General features: G+C 36.5%; 23 protein-coding genes and 1 tRNA gene. 18 read left to right on the forward strand and 6 right to left on the reverse strand.

Annotation, left to right across the window (positions count from 1 at the left end; genetic code table 11):
- Nucleotides 1–23 precede the first annotated feature (23 nt).
- From ACAM30_RS04100 to ACAM30_RS04125, 6 genes are all read left to right on the forward strand, one after another.
- Nucleotides 24–857: an AraC family transcriptional regulator gene (locus ACAM30_RS04100; protein WP_369617351.1), complete on the forward strand. Its 834-nt coding sequence runs from the start codon at nt 24–26 to the stop codon at nt 855–857.
- A gap of 67 nt (nt 858–924) precedes the next feature.
- The gene (locus ACAM30_RS04105) at nt 925–1,311 is read left to right on the forward strand and encodes a hypothetical protein (RefSeq protein WP_369617352.1); all 387 of its coding nucleotides are present in this window, start codon (nt 925–927) and stop codon (nt 1,309–1,311) included.
- A 165-nt stretch (nt 1,312–1,476) separates the two neighbouring features.
- Nucleotides 1,477–2,007: a DUF3347 domain-containing protein gene (locus ACAM30_RS04110; RefSeq protein WP_369617353.1), complete on the forward strand. Its 531-nt coding sequence runs from the start codon at nt 1,477–1,479 to the stop codon at nt 2,005–2,007.
- Nucleotides 2,008–2,009: 2 nt separating this feature from the next.
- Entirely contained in the window at nt 2,010–2,570 is a 561-nt protein-coding gene (locus ACAM30_RS04115; RefSeq protein ID WP_369617354.1) for a helix-turn-helix domain-containing protein, read from the forward strand.
- Nucleotides 2,571–2,887: 317 nt separating this feature from the next.
- The gene (locus ACAM30_RS04120) at nt 2,888–5,125 is read left to right on the forward strand and encodes a multicopper oxidase family protein (RefSeq protein ID WP_369617355.1); all 2,238 of its coding nucleotides are present in this window, start codon (nt 2,888–2,890) and stop codon (nt 5,123–5,125) included.
- A 198-nt stretch (nt 5,126–5,323) separates the two neighbouring features.
- A complete protein-coding gene (locus tag ACAM30_RS04125) occupies nt 5,324–5,518 on the forward strand; it encodes a hypothetical protein (protein ID WP_369617356.1) in 195 nt (64 codons plus the stop codon).
- Nucleotides 5,519–5,665: 147 nt separating this feature from the next.
- Here ACAM30_RS04125 and ACAM30_RS04130 read toward each other — a convergent pair whose 3' ends face one another.
- Both ACAM30_RS04130 and ACAM30_RS04135 read right to left on the reverse strand, forming a co-directional pair.
- Nucleotides 5,666–5,902, reverse strand: a complete 237-nt coding sequence (locus ACAM30_RS04130; RefSeq protein ID WP_369617357.1) for a hypothetical protein — start codon at nt 5,900–5,902, stop codon at nt 5,666–5,668.
- A 615-nt stretch (nt 5,903–6,517) separates the two neighbouring features.
- Nucleotides 6,518–6,970: a DUF4442 domain-containing protein gene (locus ACAM30_RS04135; protein ID WP_369617358.1), complete on the reverse strand. Its 453-nt coding sequence runs from the start codon at nt 6,968–6,970 to the stop codon at nt 6,518–6,520.
- A 232-nt stretch (nt 6,971–7,202) separates the two neighbouring features.
- On the opposite strand from ACAM30_RS04135, the gene ACAM30_RS04140 reads away from it, so the two are divergent.
- The 5 genes from ACAM30_RS04140 (at nt 7,203) to ACAM30_RS04160 (ending at nt 11,733) form a co-directional block, all read left to right on the forward strand.
- On the forward strand, nt 7,203–7,682 hold the full coding sequence (locus ACAM30_RS04140; protein ID WP_369617359.1) for a DUF4870 domain-containing protein: 480 nt from the start codon (nt 7,203–7,205) through the stop codon (nt 7,680–7,682).
- 256 nt (nt 7,683–7,938) lie between these two features.
- Nucleotides 7,939–8,271, forward strand: coding sequence for a PadR family transcriptional regulator (locus tag ACAM30_RS04145; RefSeq protein ID WP_017498072.1), 333 nt, complete (start codon nt 7,939–7,941; stop codon nt 8,269–8,271).
- A 3-nt stretch (nt 8,272–8,274) separates the two neighbouring features.
- Entirely contained in the window at nt 8,275–10,032 is a 1,758-nt protein-coding gene (locus ACAM30_RS04150) for a PspC domain-containing protein (protein ID WP_369617360.1), read from the forward strand.
- 3 nt (nt 10,033–10,035) lie between these two features.
- Nucleotides 10,036–10,770 (forward strand): head GIN domain-containing protein, encoded by a 735-nt coding sequence (locus ACAM30_RS04155; RefSeq protein WP_369617361.1) that lies wholly within the window; start codon nt 10,036–10,038, stop codon nt 10,768–10,770.
- 87 nt (nt 10,771–10,857) lie between these two features.
- Nucleotides 10,858–11,733: a DUF2807 domain-containing protein gene (locus ACAM30_RS04160; protein WP_369617362.1), complete on the forward strand. Its 876-nt coding sequence runs from the start codon at nt 10,858–10,860 to the stop codon at nt 11,731–11,733.
- Nucleotides 11,734–11,997: 264 nt separating this feature from the next.
- Here ACAM30_RS04160 and trxB read toward each other — a convergent pair whose 3' ends face one another.
- Entirely contained in the window at nt 11,998–12,945 is a 948-nt protein-coding gene (gene trxB / locus ACAM30_RS04165; protein WP_017494826.1) for a thioredoxin-disulfide reductase, read from the reverse strand.
- Nucleotides 12,946–13,272: 327 nt separating this feature from the next.
- Here trxB and ACAM30_RS04170 point away from each other — a divergent pair, with 327 nt between their 5' ends.
- Nucleotides 13,273–15,162, forward strand: coding sequence for a prolyl oligopeptidase family serine peptidase (locus tag ACAM30_RS04170; protein ID WP_369617363.1), 1,890 nt, complete (start codon nt 13,273–13,275; stop codon nt 15,160–15,162).
- A 65-nt stretch (nt 15,163–15,227) separates the two neighbouring features.
- Here ACAM30_RS04170 and ACAM30_RS04175 read toward each other — a convergent pair whose 3' ends face one another.
- The 3 genes from ACAM30_RS04175 to ACAM30_RS04185 form a co-directional block, all read right to left on the reverse strand.
- Nucleotides 15,228–16,169: a pentapeptide repeat-containing protein gene (locus ACAM30_RS04175; RefSeq protein WP_369617364.1), complete on the reverse strand. Its 942-nt coding sequence runs from the start codon at nt 16,167–16,169 to the stop codon at nt 15,228–15,230.
- A 404-nt stretch (nt 16,170–16,573) separates the two neighbouring features.
- The gene (locus ACAM30_RS04180) at nt 16,574–18,271 is read right to left on the reverse strand and encodes a cadherin-like beta sandwich domain-containing protein (protein WP_369617365.1); all 1,698 of its coding nucleotides are present in this window, start codon (nt 18,269–18,271) and stop codon (nt 16,574–16,576) included.
- A gap of 407 nt (nt 18,272–18,678) precedes the next feature.
- A tRNA-Pro gene (locus tag ACAM30_RS04185) sits at nt 18,679–18,753 on the reverse strand.
- Nucleotides 18,754–19,085: 332 nt separating this feature from the next.
- On the opposite strand from ACAM30_RS04185, the gene ACAM30_RS04190 reads away from it, so the two are divergent.
- The 6 genes from ACAM30_RS04190 to ACAM30_RS04215 all read left to right on the forward strand — a co-directional run bounded on the left by ACAM30_RS04190 (nt 19,086) and on the right by ACAM30_RS04215 (nt 24,390).
- Nucleotides 19,086–19,853, forward strand: coding sequence for a ParA family protein (locus ACAM30_RS04190; RefSeq protein WP_369617366.1), 768 nt, complete (start codon nt 19,086–19,088; stop codon nt 19,851–19,853).
- 5 nt (nt 19,854–19,858) lie between these two features.
- A complete protein-coding gene (locus ACAM30_RS04195; RefSeq protein ID WP_369617367.1) occupies nt 19,859–20,761 on the forward strand; it encodes a ParB/RepB/Spo0J family partition protein in 903 nt (300 codons plus the stop codon).
- Nucleotides 20,761–21,321: a DUF5683 domain-containing protein gene (locus ACAM30_RS04200; RefSeq protein WP_369617368.1), complete on the forward strand. Its 561-nt coding sequence runs from the start codon at nt 20,761–20,763 to the stop codon at nt 21,319–21,321. The genes ACAM30_RS04195 and ACAM30_RS04200 overlap by 1 nt, the downstream gene beginning before the upstream one ends.
- A 39-nt stretch (nt 21,322–21,360) precedes the next feature.
- A complete protein-coding gene (gene dapB, locus ACAM30_RS04205; RefSeq protein ID WP_369617369.1) occupies nt 21,361–22,062 on the forward strand; it encodes a 4-hydroxy-tetrahydrodipicolinate reductase in 702 nt (233 codons plus the stop codon).
- Between the two features lie 66 nt (nt 22,063–22,128).
- Complete coding sequence (lepB, locus tag ACAM30_RS04210; RefSeq protein WP_070907763.1) at nt 22,129–23,682, forward strand: signal peptidase I; 1,554 nt, start codon at nt 22,129–22,131, stop codon at nt 23,680–23,682.
- Nucleotides 23,683–23,772: 90 nt separating this feature from the next.
- Nucleotides 23,773–24,390 (forward strand): WbqC family protein, encoded by a 618-nt coding sequence (locus ACAM30_RS04215; RefSeq protein WP_369617370.1) that lies wholly within the window; start codon nt 23,773–23,775, stop codon nt 24,388–24,390.
- Nucleotides 24,391–24,679: the final 289 nt, after the last annotated feature.

Here is a 24,679-nt window from a genome sequence, read left to right on the forward strand (position 1 = left end):
ACATAAACTTGTAAATTTAAGTTATGCCTAAATTCAATCAGTTTGAAAAGCTTGTCATTCATGAGTTCGAAGATGACGTATTTCCTCATGTTCCGCACACTCACACCTATTATGAGATTATTTACATCAAAAGAGGCAGCGGAATTCATCATCTTAACAACAATCTACTTTCTTATAAAGCGGGAGATCTGTTTGTGATTTCTCCGGAAGACGAACATTATTTCGATATTAAAAAAAGAACGCGTTTTGTTTACATCAAGTTCACTGACAACTATTTTGATTCAAACAGGAATCTTTTTTGTGATGATTTACTGCTGAATAGCCCGGAGGATTTTATGCGGAACAAACTCTTGAAGGAAATGGTTTTAAAAGTAGACGATCCTTGTAAAACCATCTTAAAAAACACCATCGAAAACATTACCGCTTACAATTGCAAAACCGATGTTTCGAGTTCTCCTATTGTTTTTTATCAGATTCTTTCCATTTTTGGATTGATCAAAGAAACCATCCGCTGTATGAATCTGCAACTGAAATCGACTCATATTGATACCGAGCAAATCGCAACTTATATCCATCAAAACATTTACAACCCCAAATTGGTTCAGATTAAAGTTATTGCAGATCATTTTAATATTGCCCAGACTTATTTCAGCGCATACTTTAAAAGAACTTTTGCCATAAGCTATCGCGAGTACATTCACAACCTGAGAACTACTTTAATCGAAAAACGAATTCACAACAATCAGCTCCCGATTAAACAAATTGCTCATGAATTTGGCTTTACTGATGAAAGCCACCTTTCCAATTATTTTAAAAAAAGGAAAAACATGAAACCTACCGATTATAAAAAACTGTGAGGATTGAAATTCAAAAAACTCAAGAGTAAAAAAAAATACCTAAATTTGTAACTCTAAAGCATTTTCGTTGACAGGAAAAATCTACATAGTGTTTCTAATCATGACCTTTGGCTTCTTACTGATGCCAAGTGAAGGTTATGCCTGCGGAAAAACGAATGAAAAAAGCTCCTGCGAAAAGAAAGCGGTTTCAAAACCGGAAACTTCAAATGCTTCTCAAAAAAACTGTTGCCAAAAAGACAACGGCTCCAAAAATGACGAGCACGGCTGCAACCGAAAATGTGACCATTCGGGCTGTACCCCATCGGGACTTCAATTCAGCTTAATGATAAAAAATGAATTTGAATTCACTGAAAATCTATTCAATTTCTCTTTGGAGAAAACAATTCCTTACTACAAAAACATCAGTATTTCTGATGGTTTTACTTCTATCTGGTCACCCCCAAAAATAAAATAATTGTATTTCTGACAGCCAAAGTTACGCCTTGTAACGAAGCTTTTATTTCTCATAAAAAAAACTAACACACTGTGCTTCAGATTATTTATGAGATTATAATTAGCAATAACAATTTTAAATTATTTAACTTAGAGGGAATTTAACGCTCTAATAAAATCAGATACAATGAAAAAATCAATTTTAACCATAGTTATAGTAATCTTAGTCGCTTTTTCTGCTAATATTATTCTGGCCACTTCCATAAAAAGAGAAACCACTGCAATAGAAGTTGCCGATTCAAGTCAGTTACAAACTGTTTATGACGCTTATTTTACGGTAAAAGATGCCTTAATTAAAAGCGATGCCAAACTTACTTCGGCAAAAGCCAAAGATTTACTGGACGCCATTACAGCTATAAAAATGGACCAATTAAAGGGTGACGAACACAATGCCTGGATGAAAGTCATGAAAAAAATAACAGCTGACGCTAAAAGTATTTCGACTACAACAGATCTTAAAAAACAGCGCGAAACTTTCAAATCGCTCTCCAAAAACACTTACGAACTTATTAAAGTGTCAAAATCAAATCAGGCTGTATACAAACAACACTGCCCGATGGTCGATGCCGACTGGCTGAGCAAAGAAAAGACGATTAAAAATCCTTATTACGGTTCGTCAATGTTAACTTGTGGAAGTGTGGTAGAAACGATCCAATAAATATGACACTCTGCATCAAAAACATGGTGTGCAGACGATGTATAATGGTTGTGGAGTCTGAGTTTAAAAAACTCGGACTTCATCCAATTTCTGTTGCCTTAGGCGAAGTCAAACTAGAGAACTCTATTTCCAAAAATCAAAAAGAAATACTGCTCAAAAGCTTGCAGGCTCTGGGTTTTGATTTTATTGATGACAAAAAAAGCAAGACGGTTGAGAACATAAAAAAAGGCATCGCTGACCTGATTCATTCTAAAAACAACGACCCCAAAGTCAACTTGTCTGATCACTTAATTAAAAACCTCAGCCAGGATTACAGCACACTAAGCAATTTATTCTCAGAAGTTGAAAACACAACTATCGAAAAATACTTTATCAGCCAAAAAATAGAAAAAGTAAAGGAGCTGCTCCTTTGTAACGAACTGTCGTTAGGTGAGATTGCGGATGCTCTAAACTATAGTAATGCAGCACATCTAAGCAATCAATTCAAGAAAATCACAGGCTTTACTCCTACTGGTTTTAAACAATTGAAGGATAAAAAAAGTACTCAGATTAAGGATCTGTAAAACACTTTGATGTGGTTATACGGGCTGCTTACGTAAATACACGAGAGTATTTGCAGGCTTTACGATTAGATTTTGAAATCTTACAAATCATTCTCAAAATTGTACAACCCCTAAGTAATCTTTACTTCGGAAATTTGCATTGTAATACTTAAAACATTGAAAAAATGACATTTACAGCCCGAGGAAAAAATTACAGCAATGGGAATCTGAGCCGAAGCGGAAATCGAGAGCACCAAAATAACGCAGGTAAAAATCAAGTTCGGCTTTAGTAATTGTACACTTTACGATTACGAAATCCAAACCTTTAAAAAATCAATATGAAACTACATACTATTATACTACTCTTTTTAATCACTTTAAGTGCAAAAGCACAAAAAGTGGTTCGTTACGATCTGCATGTTCGGGACACTATTGTGAATTTTTCCGGAAAAGAAAAAAGAGCCCTTACGGTCAATGGACAAATTCCGATGCCTACTCTGACTTTTACAGAAGGCGATATAGCCGAAATTTACGTCCACAACGACTTAAAAAAAGAAAACACCGCACTGCACTGGCATGGATTATTCCTTCCGAATAAGGAAGATGGTGTTCCTTATTTAACCCAAATGCCTATAAAACCCGGAACAACGCACAAATACAGTTTTCCTATTATTCAAAACGGAACGTATTGGTACCACAGCCACTCGGGATTGCAGGAGCAAATTGGTTTGTACGGTCTTTTTATCATCAACAAAAAGAAAGACGATCCAACCATTAGAAAAGGAATTGATGATTTACCGACAATTCCCGTTATTCTAAGCGAATGGACGGATCTGAAACCTGAAAATGTACAGCGAATGCTGCACAATGCCGACGATTGGTTTGCCATAAAAAAAGGAACGACACAAAGTTATGCGGAAGCCATTAAACAAGGTCACTTTGTAACAAAGGTAACCAACGAATGGAAACGTATGAATGCCATGGACGTTAGTGATATTTATTACGAAAAGTTTCTGATCAACGGTAAAAACGAACAACAGCTTTCACAATTTAAAGCAGGCGATAAAGTCAGACTGCGAATTGCAAACGGAGGGGCTTCGAGTTATTTCTGGCTGACTTACGGCGGTGGAAAAATAACCGTTGTGGCGAGTGACGGAAATGATGTTGAACCCGTAGAAGTGGACCGACTGATTATCTCGGTTTCGGAAACTTATGATGTGGTGGTTACCATTCCGGAAGATAAAAAATCTTTTGCCTTTTTGGCTACAGCCGAAGACAGAACCGGATCGGCTTCACTGTTTTTAGGAGCAGGAACAAAACAGCCTGTAAAACATCTTCCGAAATTAAAATATTTCGAAGGGATGAAAATGATGAATGATATGATGAAGATGAACGGCGACATGAACGATATGGGCATGCAAATGTCTCTGAACAAAATGGACATGAATGCTGTTATGTATCCCGAAATTACAGGAGGTGGCGAACCTATGAAAATGGAAGATCATTCCGGTCACAACATGGAAGGCATGAACATGGCTGCAGATACGACCGAAACTGCCGGAATCACTACTCTAAATTACGGAATGCTGAAATCGCCAACTGTAACAACACTGCCTAAAGATGCACCGGTAAAAGAACTGCGCTTTGAGTTGTCCGGAAACATGAACCGTTATGTTTGGAGTTTAGACAATAAAGTTATTTCTGAAACCGATAAAATCCTGATCAAAAAAGGCGAAAACGTCCGAATTGTATTGTACAACGGATCCATGATGCGTCACCCGATGCATTTACACGGACACGATTTCAGAATTTTGAACGAACATGGCGATTATTCTCCGTTAAAAAATGTGATCGATATTATGCCGATGGAAACCGATACGATCGAATTTCAGGCCAATGCCGAAGGAGACTGGTTTTTTCATTGTCATATTCTGTACCACATGATGGCCGGAATGGGACGTATTTTTACGTACGAGAATCAGGCACCTAATCCGTTAATTCACGACAAAAAAATGGCGGATAAGATGCTAAAGATGGACGATCGTATGTTTCATTTTAGAGCCGAAAATGACTTTGCCTCTAACGGAAATGACGGAGAAGCTCTTTTAAGCAGTACGCGTTGGAGCATTGGTACCGAATGGAGATTGGGTTATAACAACAAAAACGGTTTCGAGACGGAGACACACATTGGGCGCTACATAGGAAAAATGCAATGGTTTATGCCCTTCATTGGTTTTGACTGGCGTTACAGAAAAATGGGAATCGACGAACAGGAACAAAATATGTTCGGACAAAAAAACACCAAAGACAATCGTTCGGTTTTAAGCGCGGGTATCGAGTATACCTTACCTATGCTGGTAAAAGCACAGGTTGAGGTTTTTACTGATGGAAATGTCCGAATTCAGTTTGAACGAAAAGACATTCCCCTGTCCAGACGTCTGCGCATGAATTTGATGTGGAATACAGATAAGGAGTACATGGCAGGTTTGAAATACATCGTTGGACGAAACTTCGGAATCACAACGCATTATGACAGTGATATGGGAGTTGGTTTTGGTATTGGTCTGAACTATTAAACAAAACACCTCTTTTATTTTCATCACCATTTACGGGATTAAAAACATGAAATAATCTTCTCTTTTCAGTACACTTGAGAACGAATTATTACAAAAACATTAACTAAACCGTAGGAGTTAACTTTAGAAAGTCTTTCTATATTTGAACTTCTATCTTCAATTAAAAAACAAAATCGTAAAACCTTAAATTAAACAAAAATGAAAAACTTATTTGCCGTTTTAGCAGTAGCTTTATTTACAATTGGTGTTCAGGCTCAAGACACTAAACCAGCTCCAAAAAAAGAAAAAGCTAAAAAAGAATCCTGCTGCAAAAAATTGGATAATGCGAAAACAGATACTGCTAAGAATGATACAGCAAAAGCAGATAAAAAATCTTGTTGCGCAAAAAAATAATTGAAACTTAATTTCAAACAAAAAGAGGCTAATAACAGCCTCTTTTTTGTTTCCTGTCATTTCGACTAAGACTAACGATAACAGTAAAAAATCTACTAAATCTGCGTGCAAAAAAAAGCCACTTTTTACAGTGGCTTTTCATTTTTATTAATCATTCAAATCCAGATACGGATTTAAAGTTTCGGCTAATTGATTGAGCCAATAGAAACAATCTTCAAGATTTATTGTTTCAGATTGAAGGGCTTGATTTTCTTGCATTGCATGCAAAGCAAGCACATAATTTGCCTGACGAATAGTTTTCGCCATACTTCTCGGATCAATTGAATTGTTGAAAAAATCAGCTAACCGTAATTCGGTTTCTTTGGAAAAGGTGTTTGTACTCATAATCTTGCATTTAGGAATTATAAAAACCCGCGCAGGTTAGGTGTCCTACGCTGCAAGAGCGTTGCAGTTGTTTCCAATACCGCCACCATGCCACACGGGCACAAAGTTTTTCTGAGATCATAAGTTCTTGCATTTAGGACTGCAAACATACGAAAACAGAAAAAACCAGCAGTAGTTTTCTTAGTTTTTAACTTAATAACTTTGATTGAGAGGGGCTTCGACTCCGCTCAGCCTGACGATAGATGTGATTTGTTTCGTTTGTTCACTATCTCTTAAATCTCCCTTCGGTCGAAAATAACAAGATTGAGACTAAAAGAAAAAATCTGCGAAATCCGCTAACCCGAGCGATAGCGAACAGGCGAAGCAATCTTCGTGTAAAAAAAACGCCCCAACCAAAGGGAACGCGTAAAGTGATTGTCATAAACTACATTCGACATTTATCATTTGACTTTAAATTGCATACTAATTCATGATCAAATGTCTGTCTCTATTCCCTTAACCAAGCTCTAAATTTCATCAAAGGCCATCATTGCTCCTCCCAGATATCTGAACATTTGCAAAAAATAATTTGCGAAATCACTTCGTGCGTTCCCTTTGGCGGAATTTGGCGAAAAACTATTTAACGCGAACGCTCCACTCAAAGTCCATTTCAGAAACCTGAGTACCGCTTTCGTCTGTTCCAATTGATTTCATCCAGAAGGTTTGCCCCTCACCGGTTTTGATTGTCTTTTTTATTGCATCAGCAATTAAGTGTCCGTCATTACAAACAAATGTTATTCTTCCCGTGGCCTTTTTGGTGAAGTTCCCTTTATTATTGGCGACCAACATCGAAATCTTCTTCCCGCTTTGTTGAATCTGAGAGATTACTAATGCTCCGGTAGTTAACTCTGCCGCCATTGCCTGAACGGCAAAATACATCGAATTGAACGGATTCTGATTGATCCATCGGTGCTTTACGCTTACGACACATCTGTCTTTGTCGATTGCCTTTACACGCACGCCACAAATGTAGGCCGACGGCAGTTTGAATAATACAAATTTGTTGAGTTTGGAAACGGATAATGCCATGGTATTTGTTTTTTTTATGTAAAAATACAAAAAAACTATGCACGCACAATAAATTACAGCTACTTTCAAGGACTACCAATAAAATCAGGCACTCCGGATGATTTTCAGCGTTTTATATCCATTCAAACAATTTTAAACTTGTTAAAATTTTGTTAATATATGGTACTGTGCAAAACAAGATACTGTCTTTTAGATATATATTTGCATAAGAAATTACTATATACTTTTAATCATGGAAACAACAACACCACTCATCATGGAAACTTCATCAGAAAAGAACACTGCAACGTTCACACATTTAAGTACATTAAGTCAGTACATCATTCCGTTTGGAAATTACATCTTCCCGATATTAATCTGGACGACTTACAAAGACAAATCAGAATTTGTAAACCACCACGGAAAACAGACTTTAAACTTTCAACTGAGTCTTTTGCTTTACACGCTTGTTTTGGCTCTAATCGCTATTCCGATTTTCATTACTGTCGTACTGCAAAATATTCCAATCGAAGCTTTAATGTATGATGACAATTATGTGATTCGCAATTTCAACTTCGAAGGTAATATTGGTTTACTAACAGTTGGAGCAACGGCAGTTTTACTTTTTGGATTATTAAAATTTGTTGAGTTCTTTTTAGTGATTTACGCTTCAATAAAAGCTTCAAACGGAGAATTATACAAATATCCAATTACGATTCCTTTTATTAAGTAGGCCTCGGCTTCGCTCAGCCTGACATAAAAATTAAAAGTTATAGGTTAAAAGGATCTAGCCCTGATAGAAGTGAAAATCCTTTTGTGTCGGGGTTCGGCACAAAAGATTGAAACGGATAGCAGGAACCAGCTCCTTTAAAAAAATCAATCATCAATCACCCAGGCCGGAAGGGTAAACCGGCAAATCAATCATCAATCATCAATCAATCATCAATCAAAAAACGAATTGTTCAATCAAAAAAAAACAAAATGAAATTATGAACATTGAAAACACAAAAGCACAGATGCGCAAAGGTGTTCTTGAGTTTTGCATCCTATCTGTATTAAAAGAAAAAGATGCCTACACATCAGAAATATTAGACACTTTAAAAAACGCAAAATTACTAGTTGTTGAGGGAACAGTTTATCCACTTTTGACTAGGCTGAAAAACGACGGTTTGCTTAATTATCGATGGGAAGAATCTACGTCAGGACCACCAAGAAAATATTATGGATTAACCGAAATAGGACAAACATTTTTAAACGAACTTAGCGGTACCTGGACAGAATTGTCTGACGCCGTAAAACTAATCACCAATCAAAATCAATAAGTCATGAACAAAACAGTAAATATTAACTTAGGCGGTATGGTTTTTCACATCGATGAAGATGCATATCTAAAACTGACACGCTATTTTGACGCCATAAAACGATCTCTTACTAATTCGTCCGGACAGGATGAAATCATTAAAGATATCGAAATGCGTATCTCTGAATTATTAATTGAGAAACAAAAAAGCGATAAACATGTTGTAGGACTGAAAGATGTTGATGAGGTGATTGCCGTTATGGGACAGCCTGAAGACTATATTCTGGAAGATGAAGAAAAAACAAGTCAGTCTTTTAATGATTACGGAACAAGAAAGCACAAAAAATTGTATCGTGACAAAGAAAAAGGGATGATTGGTGGTGTAGCAACCGGTTTGGGACATTATTTTGGGATTGATGCTGTGTGGATCAAAATTATCTTCCTGGTATTTGTTTTCGCAGGTTTTGGAACGGGAATCTTAGCGTACTTCGTTCTTTGGATTGTTACTCCTGAAGCGGTTACCACTTCGGAGAAACTGGAAATGACTGGAGAGCCGGTAACGATCTCGAACATTGAAAAAAAAGTTCGTGAAGAAATTGAAAACTTATCGGATAAATTTAAAAATGCCAATTATGATGCGATGGGAAACCAGGTAAAGTCGGGAGCTGAGAGAATAAGTAGTTCATTTGGAGACTTTATCATGACGATTTTCAAAATATTCGCTAAATTTTTAGGAGTCATTTTAATCATATCCGGAATCAGTACTTTGATTATGTTATTGATTGGAGTTTTTACTTTAGGAACTAATGTTTTTGTTGATTTCCCTTGGCAAAACTTTGTAGATGCCGGAAACTTTACAGATTATCCGCTTTGGTCATTTGGTTTGTTAATGTTCTTTGCTGTTGGAATTCCATTTTTCTTCTTGACACTTTTAGGTTTCAAATTGTTATCTCCAAATCTGAAGTCCATTGGAAATATCACCAAATATACTTTGTTAGCAATTTGGATTATAGCGGTTGCTATCGCGATCAGCATCGGAATCAAACAAGCGACAGAGCTTTCATACGACAACAAAATGGTCGAGAAAAAAGCAATCAACATTACTCCAAAAGATACTCTTTTCGTAAAATTCAGATACAATGATTATTACGCTAAAGACCTGAACCACCGTAGTGATTTTGAGTTTGTACAAGATTCTGCCAACAATCAGTTAATCTATTCTAACGATGTTCGCTTACATGTTTTACGTACAGATGAAGCTGCTCCTTACATTCAAATTGAAAAAACAGCCAGAGGGAACTCGTTTATCAATGCCAAACAAAGAGCAGAAAAAATCAACTATAAATTTCAGCTTAACGGAAACCATTTGATTTTAGACAATTATTTTCTGACAGATGTAAAAAATAAATTCAGAGGACAGGAAGTTGATGTATATTTGTACTTACCTGAAGGACAATTGTTCAAGCCGGATTCATCTGTACAAGATTATGACGATTCTGACGATGATTTTTTCAACTTGCATTATAGCGGCAACTACAATTACAAAGTAGCAGGTTCAAAAGTAAAATGTTTGAACTGCCCGGCAGACGAGAATGACGACGAGAATAATTACGAGAATGACTACGAAAACAACTATGAGTATGACAATGAGGGAAACCGCATTGAAAACGATACTGTAAAAGAAGTTTCGATTAAAATTAACGGAAAAGAAGTTTTAAACGGAAAGAAAACCAAAGGAAAATTAACCACTGATCAAAACGGAGTTATAATCAAAATTAACTAAGCCATGATAAAAATAATCATTCACATTACAAAATTCATTATTGCAACTGTTACCGCACTACTGTTCGCCTCTTGTAACTTTAATGTAAATACGATTAAAGGAAGTGGAAATGTTACTACTGAAAAAAGAACCGTACAAGGCAATTTTACAAAAGTAGCGGTGAGCAATGCAATAGATTTGGATATTATCCAATCTGATTCTACCGAAATTGTTGTGGAAGCAGATGATAACATCCAAAAGGAAATTATCACAAAGGTGGAAAATGGAACACTATACATCAAATGTAAATTCAATAGTTTTCAGGATATCACCAAGAAAAGGGTAACTGTAAAAATGCCAATTATAGATAAATTAGAAGCCTCAACTGCGGCATCTATCGTGGGCAAAGATTTGATTCAGGGCCAGGACATTAGTCTGGAAGCTTCAAGTGCCGCTACTATTTCAGTGAATATTGAATCTGACAATATTACTTGTGATTCAGACAGTGGAAGCTCTATTGGAATGGAAGGGAAAGCGTTAAAAACTCAGGTTTCAGCTTCAAGCGGCGGCAGCATCAATGCACACAAACTATGGGCAAATGAAATTCACGCTGAAGCTTCAAGCGGAGGCAGCGTAAACGTTCACCCAATAATAAGTCTGAAAGCTTCAGCCAGCAGTGGTGGAAGTATCAATTACGACAATACTCCTAAAACAATTGAAAAGACTTCAAGTTCAGGAGGAACAATCAGTCAGGGATAAACCTTATTAATCTGTTAAAATATAGAAAAATCATTCATCAAAAGTGGATGATTTTTTTATATTTGTCCAAATCAAATCTTAGAATTAATGAAAAAGAATACGGCCCTTCTTCTATTATTATTGGTTACGACCTTAACTTTTGCCCAGCGAAGAGAAAAAATAAAAGGATCTAAAATTGTAACCACCTCGGTAAAAGAAGTTGGTGAATTTGACGGTATTGAAGCCGATGATAATCTGGAAGTTTACCTGGAACCAGGAGAAAAAAACGAAATCAGAATTGAAGCCGATGACAATCTGCATGAAATCATTGGAACGGATTTAAGAGAAAAAGTACTTCGTCTCTATACTGCCAAAGAAAGTACGATCTTCAAAAAACTGGTCGTTCACGTTATTTATACCGGTACATTAAAAACCGTAATTGCCAAAAACGAGACTGTAGTCTATGCTATTCAGGAGCTTAAATTAGACGATATCACTTTTCATAGCTTCGATTACGCTAAATTATTACTCAACGTAAATTCAAAAAAGTTCAGTTTGTTTGCAGATGACAGATCCAAAACCGAGCTAAACTTAAAATCAGAAGACGCTTCCTTACAACTAAGTAAAAACTCTTCGATTAAAACATTAGTTTCTGCCATAAAATTCAAATGTGATTTGTACCAAAAAACAACTGCTGCCATTGAAGGTATTGCCGAAAAAGCAACAATCCGTTTAGACAACAACTCTGTTTTTACCGGAATAAAATTTACTTTAAAAGATGCTAACGTTACCACAGAAGGCTATTCTGTGGCTACAATTTTAGCGGAGAACAATTTAGCAATTGCTGCCGGAGATAAGTCGGAGGTATCACTGTTTGGAAATCCTAAAATCGAACTAACCCGTTTTAGCGAGGAAGCAAAACTCATCAAAAAACCAAGTCCTGTCCCTGTAAAAGCTAAAGCAACGACACCATTACAAGGATAGAGCTTATATGGTTGGAATGAGGGGAATTGATAAAACGATAATGAACACCTACCCAACCTACTAATCTCGGAGAAGCACAAAGACTCAAAGTTTTTACTTTCTAAAATATACCGAACTGATTAACTCGTAAACAAAAACAAAAAGTCCATTCGCAAAAACGAATGGACTTTTCTCTTATCAGAGTTCCAACAACTTGAAACTTTCAGACTTGAAGCTCCTCTACAGCTCAGAACCTCAGAGCCTTAGCTCCTTAGAACCTTTCCTCTACTCTTTCGCAGCAAGATATCTCTCAGCATCCAAAGCAGCCATACATCCTGTACCTGCAGCAGTAATGGCCTGACGGTATACATGATCAGCAGCATCTCCGGCTACAAAAACACCTTCTACATTAGTTTTAGAAGTTCCCGGAACATTTACGATATAACCGGTTTCATCAAGTGTGATGTAATCTGCAAAAATATCTGTATTCGGTTTATGACCAATGGCAACGAAAAATCCGGTTGCCGGAATGTCGAAAATTTCACCAGTCGTTTTGTTTTTTGCTTTTATAGCGTGTACTACATTATCGTCACCTAAAACTTCAACGGTATCGTGGTTCATCAAAATCTCGATATTTTCGGTTTTACGAACGCGTTCTTCCATAATTTTTGAAGCTCTGAATTTCTCGCTTCTTACCAACATCGTTACTTTTTTACAAAGTTTAGACAGGTAATGTGCTTCTTCACAAGCTGAGTCTCCGGCTCCTACAATAACCACTTCCTGATTGCGGTAGAAGAATCCATCACAAACAGCACAAGCAGAAACTCCTCCACCCATTTGTAAATAATGCTGCTCTGAAGGCAATCCTAAATATTTAGCCGAAGCTCCTGTAGAAATAATAACAGTTTCACAGTGTAATTCTATCGTATCGTTAATCCAAACTTTATGAATATCTCCCGAAAAATCAACTTTAGTAGCCCATCCGTCACGAATATCAGCACCAAAACGTTTTGCTTGTTCTTGTAATTGAATCATCATCTCCGGTCCTGTAACTCCATCCACATAACCCGGGAAATTTTCTACTTCATTAGTTGTAGTCAATTGCCCCCCTGGCTGCATTCCCTGATATAAAACCGGATTCATATTTGCTCTGGCAGCATAAATAGCAGCAGTGTAACCCGCCGGACCTGAACCAATAATAAGGCATTTAATTTTTTCGATTGTATCTGACATAATATGATTGTATTATTAATTAATGGTCACAAAAATAAGTTTTTATTGTTGGAAAACGGAACAGATTAAATCAGTTTTAACTATTTCTCAATAGAGGTTTTAACCTTCCAAGAAAAATTAAAAATGGAAACAGAATACTACTGCTTTAAAAAGCCACCCTCTAATTACAGAAGACTTTCTTCTTTTGACTATATTTGACCACCAATAATACTCATTTTCAAAAACTTAACCAATCCATTTCAACGCCTTAACAAACCTCAACCCCATTTATTCTATCTTAAATCCTTATAAAATGTAACGTTAATTCACAAATTATACCTTCAGGATATGGGAACAAAAGAAAAACTGATATGTCTGGTACTGTTTATTTTTCAACTGATGCAGGCACAATCTTCGAAATCAGAAGAGATACGCTTTCTGGATTTCACTCCTGTTATTGACGGAAAGCTGGACGACAAACTACTAAATCTTAAGAAAAAAGAATTCAATCATTTTTTTCAGTTTGACAATCCTGCGGTCACACCCACTAAAGTAAATTATCTGTTGGGATATACCGCAACACATCTTTATTTATATATCGAAGCTAAAGCGGATAGTATTACTTATCGCGATAGAGGATTTATTAATGGTGACGGCTTTAAATTATTACTGGCAAAACGTCAAAATGATTCGCTTACAGATGAATACTATGACATTGTCTTCTCTCCTTCTAAAGACAAAAAATACTGGGCCCGAAAAAGAATCTGGGACTACAATCGAAACCAAAACCATGGTAAAAAATTAAGCCGCGAAACCCGCTTCGAAGAGATTTCTCATAATGGGAAATGCGGTTTCGAAGTACTGCTGACATGGAAAGACGCATACCCTTATCATCCCTGGTTTTCTAACCCATTAGGATATAATCTGTATTTTGCAAAAGCCATACCAAACAATGCTGCAAATGGCTACTCGGTTGTTAAGGATGAAGGCATCTGGGACGAAGAAATTCCAAAAAGGAATTTCATGCCAATCGCTTTTGAAGAACCTAAAAAGGTAAACCAACCCATTATAGTAGCTCAGCTATTCAAAAGAAATATTCAGGCTGACGAACCTCTGCAATTAAATCTAATAACAATAGCAAAAACAGTTCTGAATAAAACTATTGACGTTACAATCCAAAATGATTCTTCCAGAATATTTCTTGATAAAAAAATAAAAGTCAGTTTTAAAAATAAACTACAGCGAGAATCAATTCCCTTTGATTCCCATAATTTAAAACCGGGTCATTATAATTTTCTCATTCGTTCAGCCTCTGATACAATTGCACCATATGATTTTGTTATTTTCCCTAAGTTTAACTTCGACAGCATTCGTTCACAAATTACCAGAAATCCATACCATTTACAGCAAGGTACTATAAATACCCTGTTGTTTAAAACAAACGAGGTCCAACAGCATTTCAACAATTTGAAATCCTACGAAAACGGGAAAAATGTATTGAAAGAATATCTCCAATTTGAAACGGAATTGAATTCCTTTTTAAAAGGCGGCGATCCTTACAAGGGAATTGCAAAACCTTATCGAAGAGCCTTCCAATCAAAATACGATGCTACTTTTCAACCTTACACTATAAAATTACCACAAGATTACAACCCTGAAAAAAAATACCCTCTACTGGTTTTTCTTCATGGCAGCGGGCAAGATGAACAGACCGTCTTAAGCCAGGCCAGAAGCGGTGGTAATTTTATTGAGATTGCTCCGTTTGCCAGAGATAGGTATAACTGTTATGATTCTGAAAGTTCGCAAAATGACATTATGGAAGCCATTGAAGATGTAGTGCTGCACTTTTCAGGTGATAAAAGCAAAATCGTTATTGCCGGATTTTCGATGGGTGGCTATGGTGCCTTGCGAACCTACTACCAGCATCCTGAACTTTATAAAGGAGTAGCCGTTTTTGCAGGGCATCCCGATTTGGCAAATGAGTGGCTGGGCACAGGACATCCGAATTTTTTAGAGGATCAATTTCTGGTTCCCTTTTTAAAAACTCCTGTTTTTGTTTATCATGGAAAAAAAGATGGAGCTTTACCCGTATCGGTCGCAGAAAAATTAATACAAAAACTAAATTCGAATGGAGTTCCTGTCATCAGAAGAATAATTGAAGACAAAACCCACGAATACCCTGACGCGGAAACCAATAAAATCTACTTTGAATGGCTGACTAAGATCACAGAAAAGTAGTCATTGAGATGTACATAAAATCCGTAAAGCTTCAATCAAACTTTACGGATTTTAAAATTTTTAAACTAAATCGTGGTTACCTTCGACAAATCGACTCCAACACCTTTGAGTGCTGCATAAGTTAATTTATCCATCACTGCCCCTTCAAAACAGATGGTCTGAAGCGTTTTGTAATATCTGTTTGTCAATGCAAACGTCGGACGGAACGAAACATTTCTGAAGACTGCTCCCTTAAATGAAACTTTATTCAATGCCGCATTAGAAAAGTTCACATCCATAAAAATATGTCCATCAAGACAAAGCCCCGACAAATCTGAATATTTAAAATCGACCCCATTAAAAATACAATCTATAAAGGTTATTTTACGAAGATCAGCTCTGGTTAGCTTTACATCTACCAGTTCTGTATCCATAAACTTTACTCCGCTCAACTCTGAAGCACTGAATTCGGTGCGCACGAGAGTCGCCTTGATGAAACTGGCATTGGAAAGATCAAGTGCAGAAAAAGTACAATCTGTCAGATTCGCTCCGGTAAAATTAGCTTCACGCACATCACTACCTTTAAATACACTACCGGTTAGATCGGCATTCGAAAAGTCGCTGTCACGCAAATCACTTCCAACAAATCTTCTGTTGACCAGACTAACTCCCGCTAAGTCCGTTTTTGCAAGGGCACTGCCACTAAAATTGATCAATAATGGCCGCTCCGGTCTGTCAGAAGCATCCACTTCTTTAGATCCTTTTTGTTCCTGTACGTTAGTATCATTAATTATCTTAGAAATTGGCATACTTTCAGAAGATTGAAGATTTTCTGAAAAATAATTAAGATCTACGTTTAAAATTTCTGCAAGTCGGTCTAAAGTAGCAATATCCGGAAAGGATTCTCCTCGTTCCCATTTCCCTACTGCCTGCGGACTGATAAATAAAAGTTGAGCAAGTTGCGCCTGAGACATGTTTTGCTCTTTTCGTGCTTTGGCAATCTTGTTGCCGATTTTGTTAGCTTTCATAAATACTATCTTTTGTGATACCGCAAAATTAGTTTGACTTATTCTCTGAAGCCTTAAAAATACCGCTCCTTATAGTTGTTATCACACTACTTATAGTTGTATTTCGCAACTGACGGTAGCCGGTAACAAATTTAAAGACTATACCCTCCAAACAAACTGTAATCTCAGAAAAAAATAAGAAGCAATTAAAGAATATTTTTTTGTCCTAATAACAAAGTACACTAGACATAAAAGCGTTTGAATATTTTCCACAATAAAACAAAACGGGTAAAAAACAAAAAAGACTTTTGTCGGGATTCTAAACCAATTCATTTTTAGTTCCTGAAAATACACGACCTAATAAAGAATTCAGAATTCGACGCCAGTTTTTCTTACCAAACAGAATTCAATAAACAAACTCAATCTTATTGAACAACAAGTTTCTCAGTTGATTCAGCTCCATCCTGATTTACTTTCATGATATAAACTCCTTTCTGCAAGTCCCCAATATTTACTTCCCTGTCTGTTGTCTGAACAGATAAAACCTTTTTTCCTGACACATCAAATATTTTTATATCCTTTATAAAAGTTGATTTAGTTTCTATATAAACTTTTCCATGTTGTACAGGATTGGGGTACACTACAAAACCTTCAATTTTATTATTGACTACTCCTAAACTACTTTTTTCGACCGTTACCGTATAGGTTTTTACGGTACCATCCTGAGAGGTAACTTCTATCTTAACAACGGTACTGGCACCGGCGACCAAATCTATTTTTTGCGAAGGGCTTCCACTAACCACTGCTACCTCATTTACTTTTATCGTCGCATTAGCATTGGTGGCAACCGGTGTTACTGTTATGCTACTGACTTCGTTAGACACTCTCGCTTTGTAATCTTTAGTTTCTGATGAAAAAAACGGATCCAGAGTTCCGACACTACAACTCAAATTACTCAAACTAGCGATATTACTTATTGTAGTAACTGCTGCGGGATTACCGGTACTTGTTGTGGTTAAATAGGAAGGATAGTCTGGGAAGCCATTAAACTCCATCACGATTGCCTGATAAGTCTTTCCTGTGGTCAAACCAGTTATCTCTATCTTATTATCGGTATTAATCTTGCAAATGGCATACCAGCCTGTTGTACCTATCTGATCTCCTAAACCGAAAACCTTATTCTCTGCAAAATAAATATTATCCGGTACAGGAGCAGAACCGGAATTTGCTCCTTCGCGCATAAAAACTATCCTCCCTTTTCCATTACCATTGGTCCAGTTCAAGGTCGTACCTGTTGCTGTTGTATTAGTAAAATTAAGGTCTCTGGCCTGAATCGTAGGTTGCGGCAAAAATCTAAAAACACTTATACTATACTTTTTCACAGTACCATCCTCAGCTGTGACTTCTATGCCAATCGTATTCTCTCCCTCGATCAAATCTATTCTATCTGAAGGTATTCCACTATACTCTGTTAGCCCATTTACTTTTATCGCCGCATTAGCATTGGTAGCAACCGGTGTTACTTTTATGCTGCTGACTTCGTTAGACACTCTCACTTTGTAATCTGTAGTTTCTGATGAAAAAACCGGATCCAGCGTTCCGTCACTACTACTCAAATTGCTCAAAGTAGCCACATTGCTTTTTTTTGGTGTCGTCAATGTTACAGAATTACCAGAGTTGATTGTTCTTAAATAAAATGTATGGTTACTACTTATATAGTAGTTACTAGCGAACACCTGTACCTGATAGGTAGTCTCAGGAGTCAGATCGTTTATTCTTAAACTATTATTCGACCTAGTATCTGCTACACAATACCAGCCAGATGTCCCAATTTGGTCTCCTGAACCAAAAAAACTATTAGGTACGTAATTAACATTATCTAGCGGAATTGCATTGGGGCTGGTACTTGTTCCTTTACGGATAAATACTGTACTATATAGTCCATCCCCAGATTGCCAACTAATAGTCGCTGATGTTCCTGTAGTATTCGTAACAACAAGATTAGAACATTGTATAGTAGGCGTGGTCTTCTGTGCTACCACCGTTTGAAAAACCCACAAAAAAGTGATCATATAAACTAAAGATGACCTTTTCAGAAATAAGAAAGTAAAAATACGATTCATGTCAAAATGTTTTTTTTTAAATTTTTAATCTATAATCGAAATTTCCTGCAGTGCCATTTTTAATACTTTTGGCACTTTTGACAATGCAACTCCGTTTTATTTAATAGTTAAATTATTACAATAAAAAACAAAGTAAGAAGTAAAAAAAAAGGAAGAGTTCGCAATTCAATAAACACAACCCCAGATGTAATAATTGGGTGATTCATGTAATAAACGGGAAAGTGAGTAATGAAGAAGGTTTGGAGTACTGGCTATCTTGAGATGCTTATTTGTAAAAAACAAAAAAATGGGAGGAATTTTATCGGGGTGCCCCGATTCGAACCTGCGGCCTTCCCGATTACTGTTCTGATGTATGATTTAAGTTTAAAGCAAAAAAAAAGTCTTTCCAAAATATGAAAAGACTTTTGTCGGGGTGGCAGGATTCGAACCTGCGGCCTCCTGCTCCCAAAGCAGGCGCGATAACCGGGCTACGCTACACCCCGTAAGCGGGTGCAAAGATAGAACTATTTTTCGCTTATCCAAAAACAATTTGCGAAATATCACAAAAAATATTTCCTGTAAATCCTAATTGAGAGAAAATCAGCGTATATAAACTTAATATTTTTAGAACATTTTTTTTAAAACTGCGCATTTTGTTGCAGAGCCTACCATAAAAGAGAGCGAAATTTCGCAGTTCTATCGATTTACTTTAACATTTAAATCTGGCAAAACACGCACCATACAACGATTAACCGAAGATTCACAAATGTTAACAAAATAGATTTTCAGAAACCATAAATAATTGTATTTTTACGGTTCAAAATTCAGAAAATAAATGGGCAAAATCATTGCGATTGCTAATCAAAAAGGAGGCGTTGGAAAGACTACAACATCTGTAAATCTTGCAGCCTCATTAGGTGTTTTAGAAAAAAAAGTATTATTGATCGATGCCGATCCACAAGCCAATGCTACATCTGGCCTTGGGATTGACGTAGAATCAGTTGAAGCCGGAACTTATCAAATCCTGGAACACAGTATAACACCAAAAGAAGCTGTATTAAAATGTACATCTCCAAATGTCGATGTGATACCTGCACACATTGACCTTGTTGCCATCGAAATCGAATTGGTTGACAAAGAAAACAGAGAGTACATGCTTAAAAAAGCATTAGAAAGTGTAAGAGACGAATATGATTATATCATTATCGACTGTGCTCCTTCTCTGGGTTTATTAACCCTGAATGCCTTAACTGCTTCTGATTCTGTAGTTATTCCTATTCAATGTGAATATTTTGCACTTGAAGGATTAGGAAAATTATTGAACACCATAAAAAGTATTCAAAAAATACACAACCCGGATCTTGACATTGAAGGATTGTTACTAACCATGTACGATTCGAGATTACGTTTATCTAATCAGGTTGTAGAAGAGGTTCAAAAACACTTTAATGATATGGTTTTTGATACCGTTATTCAACGAAATGTTAAACTGAGCGAAGCACCAAGTTTTGGAGAAAGCATCATAAATTATGACGCAACCAGTAAAGGAGCTGTTAATTACATTAATTTAGCTCAGGAGATTATAAAGAAAAACAGCAAATAGTTTTTATGACAAAAGCAATTAAAAAACAAGCCTTAGGAAGAGGATTATCAGCGTTATTAAAAGATCCGGAAAACGACATTACATCAGTAGAAGACAAAAATGCTGACAAGGTTGTTGGAAATATCATTGAGCTTGAAATAAGTGCTATCGAAATAAATCCGTTTCAGCCCCGAAGCAATTTTAATGAAGAATCGTTACGCGAATTAGCCACTTCTATTAAAGAACTTGGTGTAATTCAACCTATTACTGTTCGTAAATTAGATTTCAACAAATATCAGTTAATATCAGGAGAGCGTCGTTTACGCGCTTCTACTTTAGTAGGCTTAACGCATGTTCCTGCTTATATTCGTATTGCCAATGACAACGAATCATTGGTTATGGCCTTGGTTGAAAACATCCAGCGTCATGACTTAGACCCAATCGAGATCGCACTTTCCTACCAACGTCTAATTGACGAAATTCAACTGACACAGGAGCAAATGAGTGAGCGTGTTGGAAAAAAACGTTCTACAATTGCCAATTATTTACGTCTTTTAAAACTGGATCCGATCATTCAAACGGGTATTCGTGACGGTTTTATCAGTATGGGACACGGTAGAGCGATCATTAATATTGAAGACTTAGATATTCAGACTGATATCTACCAAAAAATAGTAAGTCAGAATCTATCGGTTCGTGAAACTGAAACTCTGGTAAAAAACTATCACGAAAGTTTGAAACCAAAAGCGGAAGGAAAACCTAAAGCAGAGTCTTCTTTTGTGGTTAGAGAAACACAAAAAAATACTTTCAACGATTATTTTGGTTCGAAAGTTGATATCAAAGTCGCTGGTTCGGGTAAAGGAAAAATCACCATTCCTTTTGATTCTGAAGCCGACTTTAACAGAATAATAAAATTAATAAACGGATAGTGAATAAAATTGTCCCCATAAGTCTATTGTTCTTTCTCATAGGAACCGTTTCTCTTTTTGCTCAGGTAAAAAAAGACACGGTTTTGGTTGTTAAAGACACTAGCAAATTGCAGGAAATCGATCCGCTTACACCTGCAAAAGCAGCATTCTACTCGGCAATTTTACCGGGTTTAGGTCAGGCATACAATAAAAAGTACTGGAAAATCCCTTTGGTCTACGGAGCGATTGGTACGAGTTTATACTTCTATCTTGACAATAATAAAAAATACCACAATTATCGTGACGCCTACAAACGAAGACTGGAAGGCTACAACGACGATAACTATAAATTCCTGGACGACAGCAGACTTATTGCCGGTCAGAAATTTTATCAGCGAAACAGAGATTTATCACTATTATTTGTCGTTGGTTTTTATGCCTTAAATATTATTGATGCCAATGTTGACGCTGCACTGATTCAGTTTAACGTAAACGAAAGATTATCATTACGTCCGGAAATTTATCCTGACGCTGTAACTTTCAGACCTAATGTTGGACTAACTTTTAACTACCACTTTTAAGTAACTCCGGTTACTTGAATTTTAAAAAAAATACACGAAATGAAAATTGCGCTTTTAGGATACGGAAAAATGGGTAAAGTAATCGAGCGAATTGCTTTGGAAAGAGGTCATGAAATTGTTTTGAAAAAAGACGAATTCAGTACTTACGACGGACTTTCAACAGCTGATGTTGCGATCGATTTCAGCGTCCCTACTGCTGCCGTTGACAATATTTCCAATTGCTTTCATGCTAATGTCCCTGTGGTTTCAGGAACTACAGGATGGCTAGAACACTATGACGAAATGATATCGCTTTGCAACGAAAAGAAAGGCGCTTTTATTTCGAGCTCTAACTTTAGTTTAGGGGTTAACATTTTCTTCGAACTGAACGAATACTTAGCCAAAATCATGTCTCAACTGGATTCGTACAAAGTTACAATGGAAGAAATTCACCATATACACAAACTGGATGCTCCAAGTGGTACGGCAATTTCCTTAGCCAAAGGAGTTATCGAAAACAGTCAATACACTAATTGGACTCTAGACGAAGCAAAAAATAACGAAATTCATATTGAAGCTAAAAGAATTGGCGAGGTACCGGGAACTCATACTGTAACTTACGATTCCCCTGTAGACAGCATCGAATTAAAACACACTGCGCACAACCGAGAAGGGTTTGCTCTTGGAGCGGTAATCGCGGCAGAGTGGCTTGCCGGAAAAACAGGAATCTATTCTATGAAAGACGTATTAAATTTAAAATAAACAGTTATAAAGGTTTAGGCCCTATTTCGAATTAAATCCTGAATCTAAAACTTTAAATAAAATATTATGACACTATATCTTTGGTTTGTATTTTTCTTAGCCGTTCAGGTTATTCATTTTATCGGAACCTGGAAATTATATCAGGCTGCCGGAAGAAAAAGCTGGGAAGCTGCAATTCCGGTATACAATTCAATCGTTTTAATGAAAATAATCAGCCGACCAACCTGGTGGACTTTGTTACTTTTCATTCCTATTATTAATCTGATTATGTTTCCGGTTGTATGGGTAGAAACTTTAAGAACGTTTGGCAAAAAAACAACTTTAGATACTCTTTTAGGTATTTTTACTTTAGGTTTCTACATCTATTATGTTAGCTATACTCAAAAATTAGTATACAATGCTGACAGAAAATTAACTTCTGAAAATAAAGCGGGAGACACTCTAAGTTCTTTACTTTTTGCAGTTATTGTGGCAACATTGGTACACACATATTTAGTACAGCCTTATACAATTCCTACTTCTTCTTTAGAAAAATCTTTATTGATTGGAGATTTCCTATTTGTAAGCAAAGTAAATTATGGCCCAAGAGTCCCTATGACCACGGTTGCATTACCAATGGTACATGACTCTATTCCATTTGTAAAACAAAGATCGTATTTGAAATGGCCCCAATTGCCTTATTTCAGATTGCCTGCTTTAGAAAAAATCAAACGAACTGATATTGTCGTTTTCAACTGGCCGGTAGATACGGTTCACTATTTTTACGAACCAAAAGGAAGACCGGGTGTTATCAAACCAATTGATAAAAAATCAAATTATGTAAAAAGATGCGTAGGTATTCCCGGAGACAGCTTATCGATTAAAGACGGATTTGTTTTCATTAATGGAAAGAAATTAGTTTTACCGGAAAGAGCAAAACCACAATACTCCTATTCAGTAGCCATAGACCCAAAAATTCCTATTGATTTTGAATCTTTGGTAAGAGAACTTGATATTACGGACGGAGCAGGATTTAAAAGTGAAAAAAGAGACACTCTTTATTTCAGAGCTTTGACTGAAGCCAGTGCAGAACGTTTGAAAAACACTCCTGGTATTACTGCCGTTACAAGAGAAATTGACCACGGAAATGACAACGCTATTTTCCCGCACATCAACAAATGGAATCAGGATAATTTTGGTCCGATTTATATTCCGGAAGCAGGAAAAACAGTTGCTTTAACCAATGAATCATTACCATTTTACAAAGACATTATCACCACTTACGAAGGAAACACTTTACAGCTGGATGGTTCTAAATTCTTAATCAATGGTAAACCCGCTACAACTTATACTTTTAAGCAGAATTACTATTGGATGATGGGAGACAACCGTCACAACTCTGAAGACAGCCGCTACTGGGGCTACGTTCCTGAAAATCACATCGTAGGAAAACCGGTTTTCATCTGGATGAGCTGGGATACCAACGGTAAAGGAATCAACAAAATTCGTTGGAGCAGAGTTTTCACTACCGTTGATGGTGAAGGACAACCTCAATCTTACTTTAAATACTTCTTATTTATTCTTGCAGCATACTTTGTTGGAGAATATTTCTGGAAAAAAAGAAAACAAAACAAAGCATAAATAAAAAAAGTTATTTTTGTTTCAGGTTTCAAGTTTCAGGTTCATTCACAACCTGAAACTTGAAACCTGAAACTTTTAAAGCAATTAAAGATGAACTCTCTATTACTTCCTACTTATTTTCCATCGATCAGCCACTTTGCAGTTATGGCACAATCTGAAAATATTACTTTTGAGATGGAAGATAATTTTCAGAAACAAACCAACAGAAACCGTACATACATTTATAGTCCGAACGGAATTCAGTTATTAAATATCCCCGTTAAACATTCGAAATCAGGTCATCAGAAAACCAAGGATGTTATCATCGAAAATGAATTTGACTGGCAAAAACAGCATTTCAAATCGCTGGAAGCTGCCTACAGAAGCTCTCCTTTTTTTGAGTTTTTTGAAGATGACATCTACCCGATTTTTGAAAAGCAATACACTTTTTTAATGGATTTGAATCTGGAAGTTCTGGACATCACCACTAAGTGTTTGCGTATGAAATTAGAATTTGGCAAAACCACAGAGTATTTCCATGAAGTAGAAAATATCTCCGATTTCAGAATTTTGGCTAACGGAAAAAAAGACCTCAATTCGTTTGAAAAATACACTCAGGTTTTTGACGACAAACATGGCTTTATCAACAATTTAAGTGTTTTGGATTTGCTTTTTAATGAGGGGAAATTTGCTATGGATTATTTGAAAACACAAAAATTACTGGTTTAAAGCTTAACCGCAAAGCACGCAAGGTTTTACGCAAAGTTCGCAAAGTTTATTTATTATAGCTTTGCGAACTTTGCGTTTGTACAGCATCTAAAATTAAAAATCCTGACGTACTCCTTGTGATAAACTTAACCGCAAAGCACGCAAGGGTTTACACAAAGTTCGCAGAGTTTATTATCATAGCTTTGCAAACTTTGCGTTTGTAAAGCGTCTAAAATTAAAAATCCTGGCGTACTCCTTGTGATAAACTTAACCGCAAAGCACGCAAGGGTTTATGCAAAGTTCGCAGAGT

The organism is Flavobacterium sp. CFS9 (genome assembly GCF_041154745.1).
In the GTDB taxonomy this organism is placed as follows: domain Bacteria; phylum Bacteroidota; class Bacteroidia; order Flavobacteriales; family Flavobacteriaceae; genus Flavobacterium.

Coding starts and splice junctions, on each gene's coding strand:
- ACAM30_RS04135 (WP_369617358.1), bottom strand. CDS start 6,970: ATGGCATTATCCGTTTCCAAACTCAACAAATTTGTATTATTCAAACTG.
- dapB (WP_369617369.1), top strand. CDS start 21,361: ATGAAAATTGCGCTTTTAGGATACGGAAAAATGGGTAAAGTAATCGAG.
- ACAM30_RS04125 (WP_369617356.1), top strand. CDS start 5,324: ATGAAAAACTTATTTGCCGTTTTAGCAGTAGCTTTATTTACAATTGGT.
- trxB (WP_017494826.1), bottom strand. CDS start 12,945: ATGTCAGATACAATCGAAAAAATTAAATGCCTTATTATTGGTTCAGGT.
- ACAM30_RS04180 (WP_369617365.1), bottom strand. CDS start 18,271: ATGAATCGTATTTTTACTTTCTTATTTCTGAAAAGGTCATCTTTAGTT.
- ACAM30_RS04115 (WP_369617354.1), top strand. CDS start 2,010: ATGACACTCTGCATCAAAAACATGGTGTGCAGACGATGTATAATGGTT.
- ACAM30_RS04155 (WP_369617361.1), top strand. CDS start 10,036: ATGATAAAAATAATCATTCACATTACAAAATTCATTATTGCAACTGTT.
- ACAM30_RS04110 (WP_369617353.1), top strand. CDS start 1,477: ATGAAAAAATCAATTTTAACCATAGTTATAGTAATCTTAGTCGCTTTT.
- ACAM30_RS04160 (WP_369617362.1), top strand. CDS start 10,858: ATGAAAAAGAATACGGCCCTTCTTCTATTATTATTGGTTACGACCTTA.
- ACAM30_RS04215 (WP_369617370.1), top strand. CDS start 23,773: ATGAACTCTCTATTACTTCCTACTTATTTTCCATCGATCAGCCACTTT.
- ACAM30_RS04150 (WP_369617360.1), top strand. CDS start 8,275: ATGAACAAAACAGTAAATATTAACTTAGGCGGTATGGTTTTTCACATC.
- ACAM30_RS04170 (WP_369617363.1), top strand. CDS start 13,273: ATGGGAACAAAAGAAAAACTGATATGTCTGGTACTGTTTATTTTTCAA.
- ACAM30_RS04195 (WP_369617367.1), top strand. CDS start 19,859: ATGACAAAAGCAATTAAAAAACAAGCCTTAGGAAGAGGATTATCAGCG.
- ACAM30_RS04120 (WP_369617355.1), top strand. CDS start 2,888: ATGAAACTACATACTATTATACTACTCTTTTTAATCACTTTAAGTGCA.
- lepB (WP_070907763.1), top strand. CDS start 22,129: ATGACACTATATCTTTGGTTTGTATTTTTCTTAGCCGTTCAGGTTATT.
- ACAM30_RS04175 (WP_369617364.1), bottom strand. CDS start 16,169: ATGAAAGCTAACAAAATCGGCAACAAGATTGCCAAAGCACGAAAAGAG.
- ACAM30_RS04130 (WP_369617357.1), bottom strand. CDS start 5,902: ATGAGTACAAACACCTTTTCCAAAGAAACCGAATTACGGTTAGCTGAT.
- ACAM30_RS04100 (WP_369617351.1), top strand. CDS start 24: ATGCCTAAATTCAATCAGTTTGAAAAGCTTGTCATTCATGAGTTCGAA.
- ACAM30_RS04145 (WP_017498072.1), top strand. CDS start 7,939: ATGAACATTGAAAACACAAAAGCACAGATGCGCAAAGGTGTTCTTGAG.
- ACAM30_RS04140 (WP_369617359.1), top strand. CDS start 7,203: ATGGAAACAACAACACCACTCATCATGGAAACTTCATCAGAAAAGAAC.
- ACAM30_RS04190 (WP_369617366.1), top strand. CDS start 19,086: ATGGGCAAAATCATTGCGATTGCTAATCAAAAAGGAGGCGTTGGAAAG.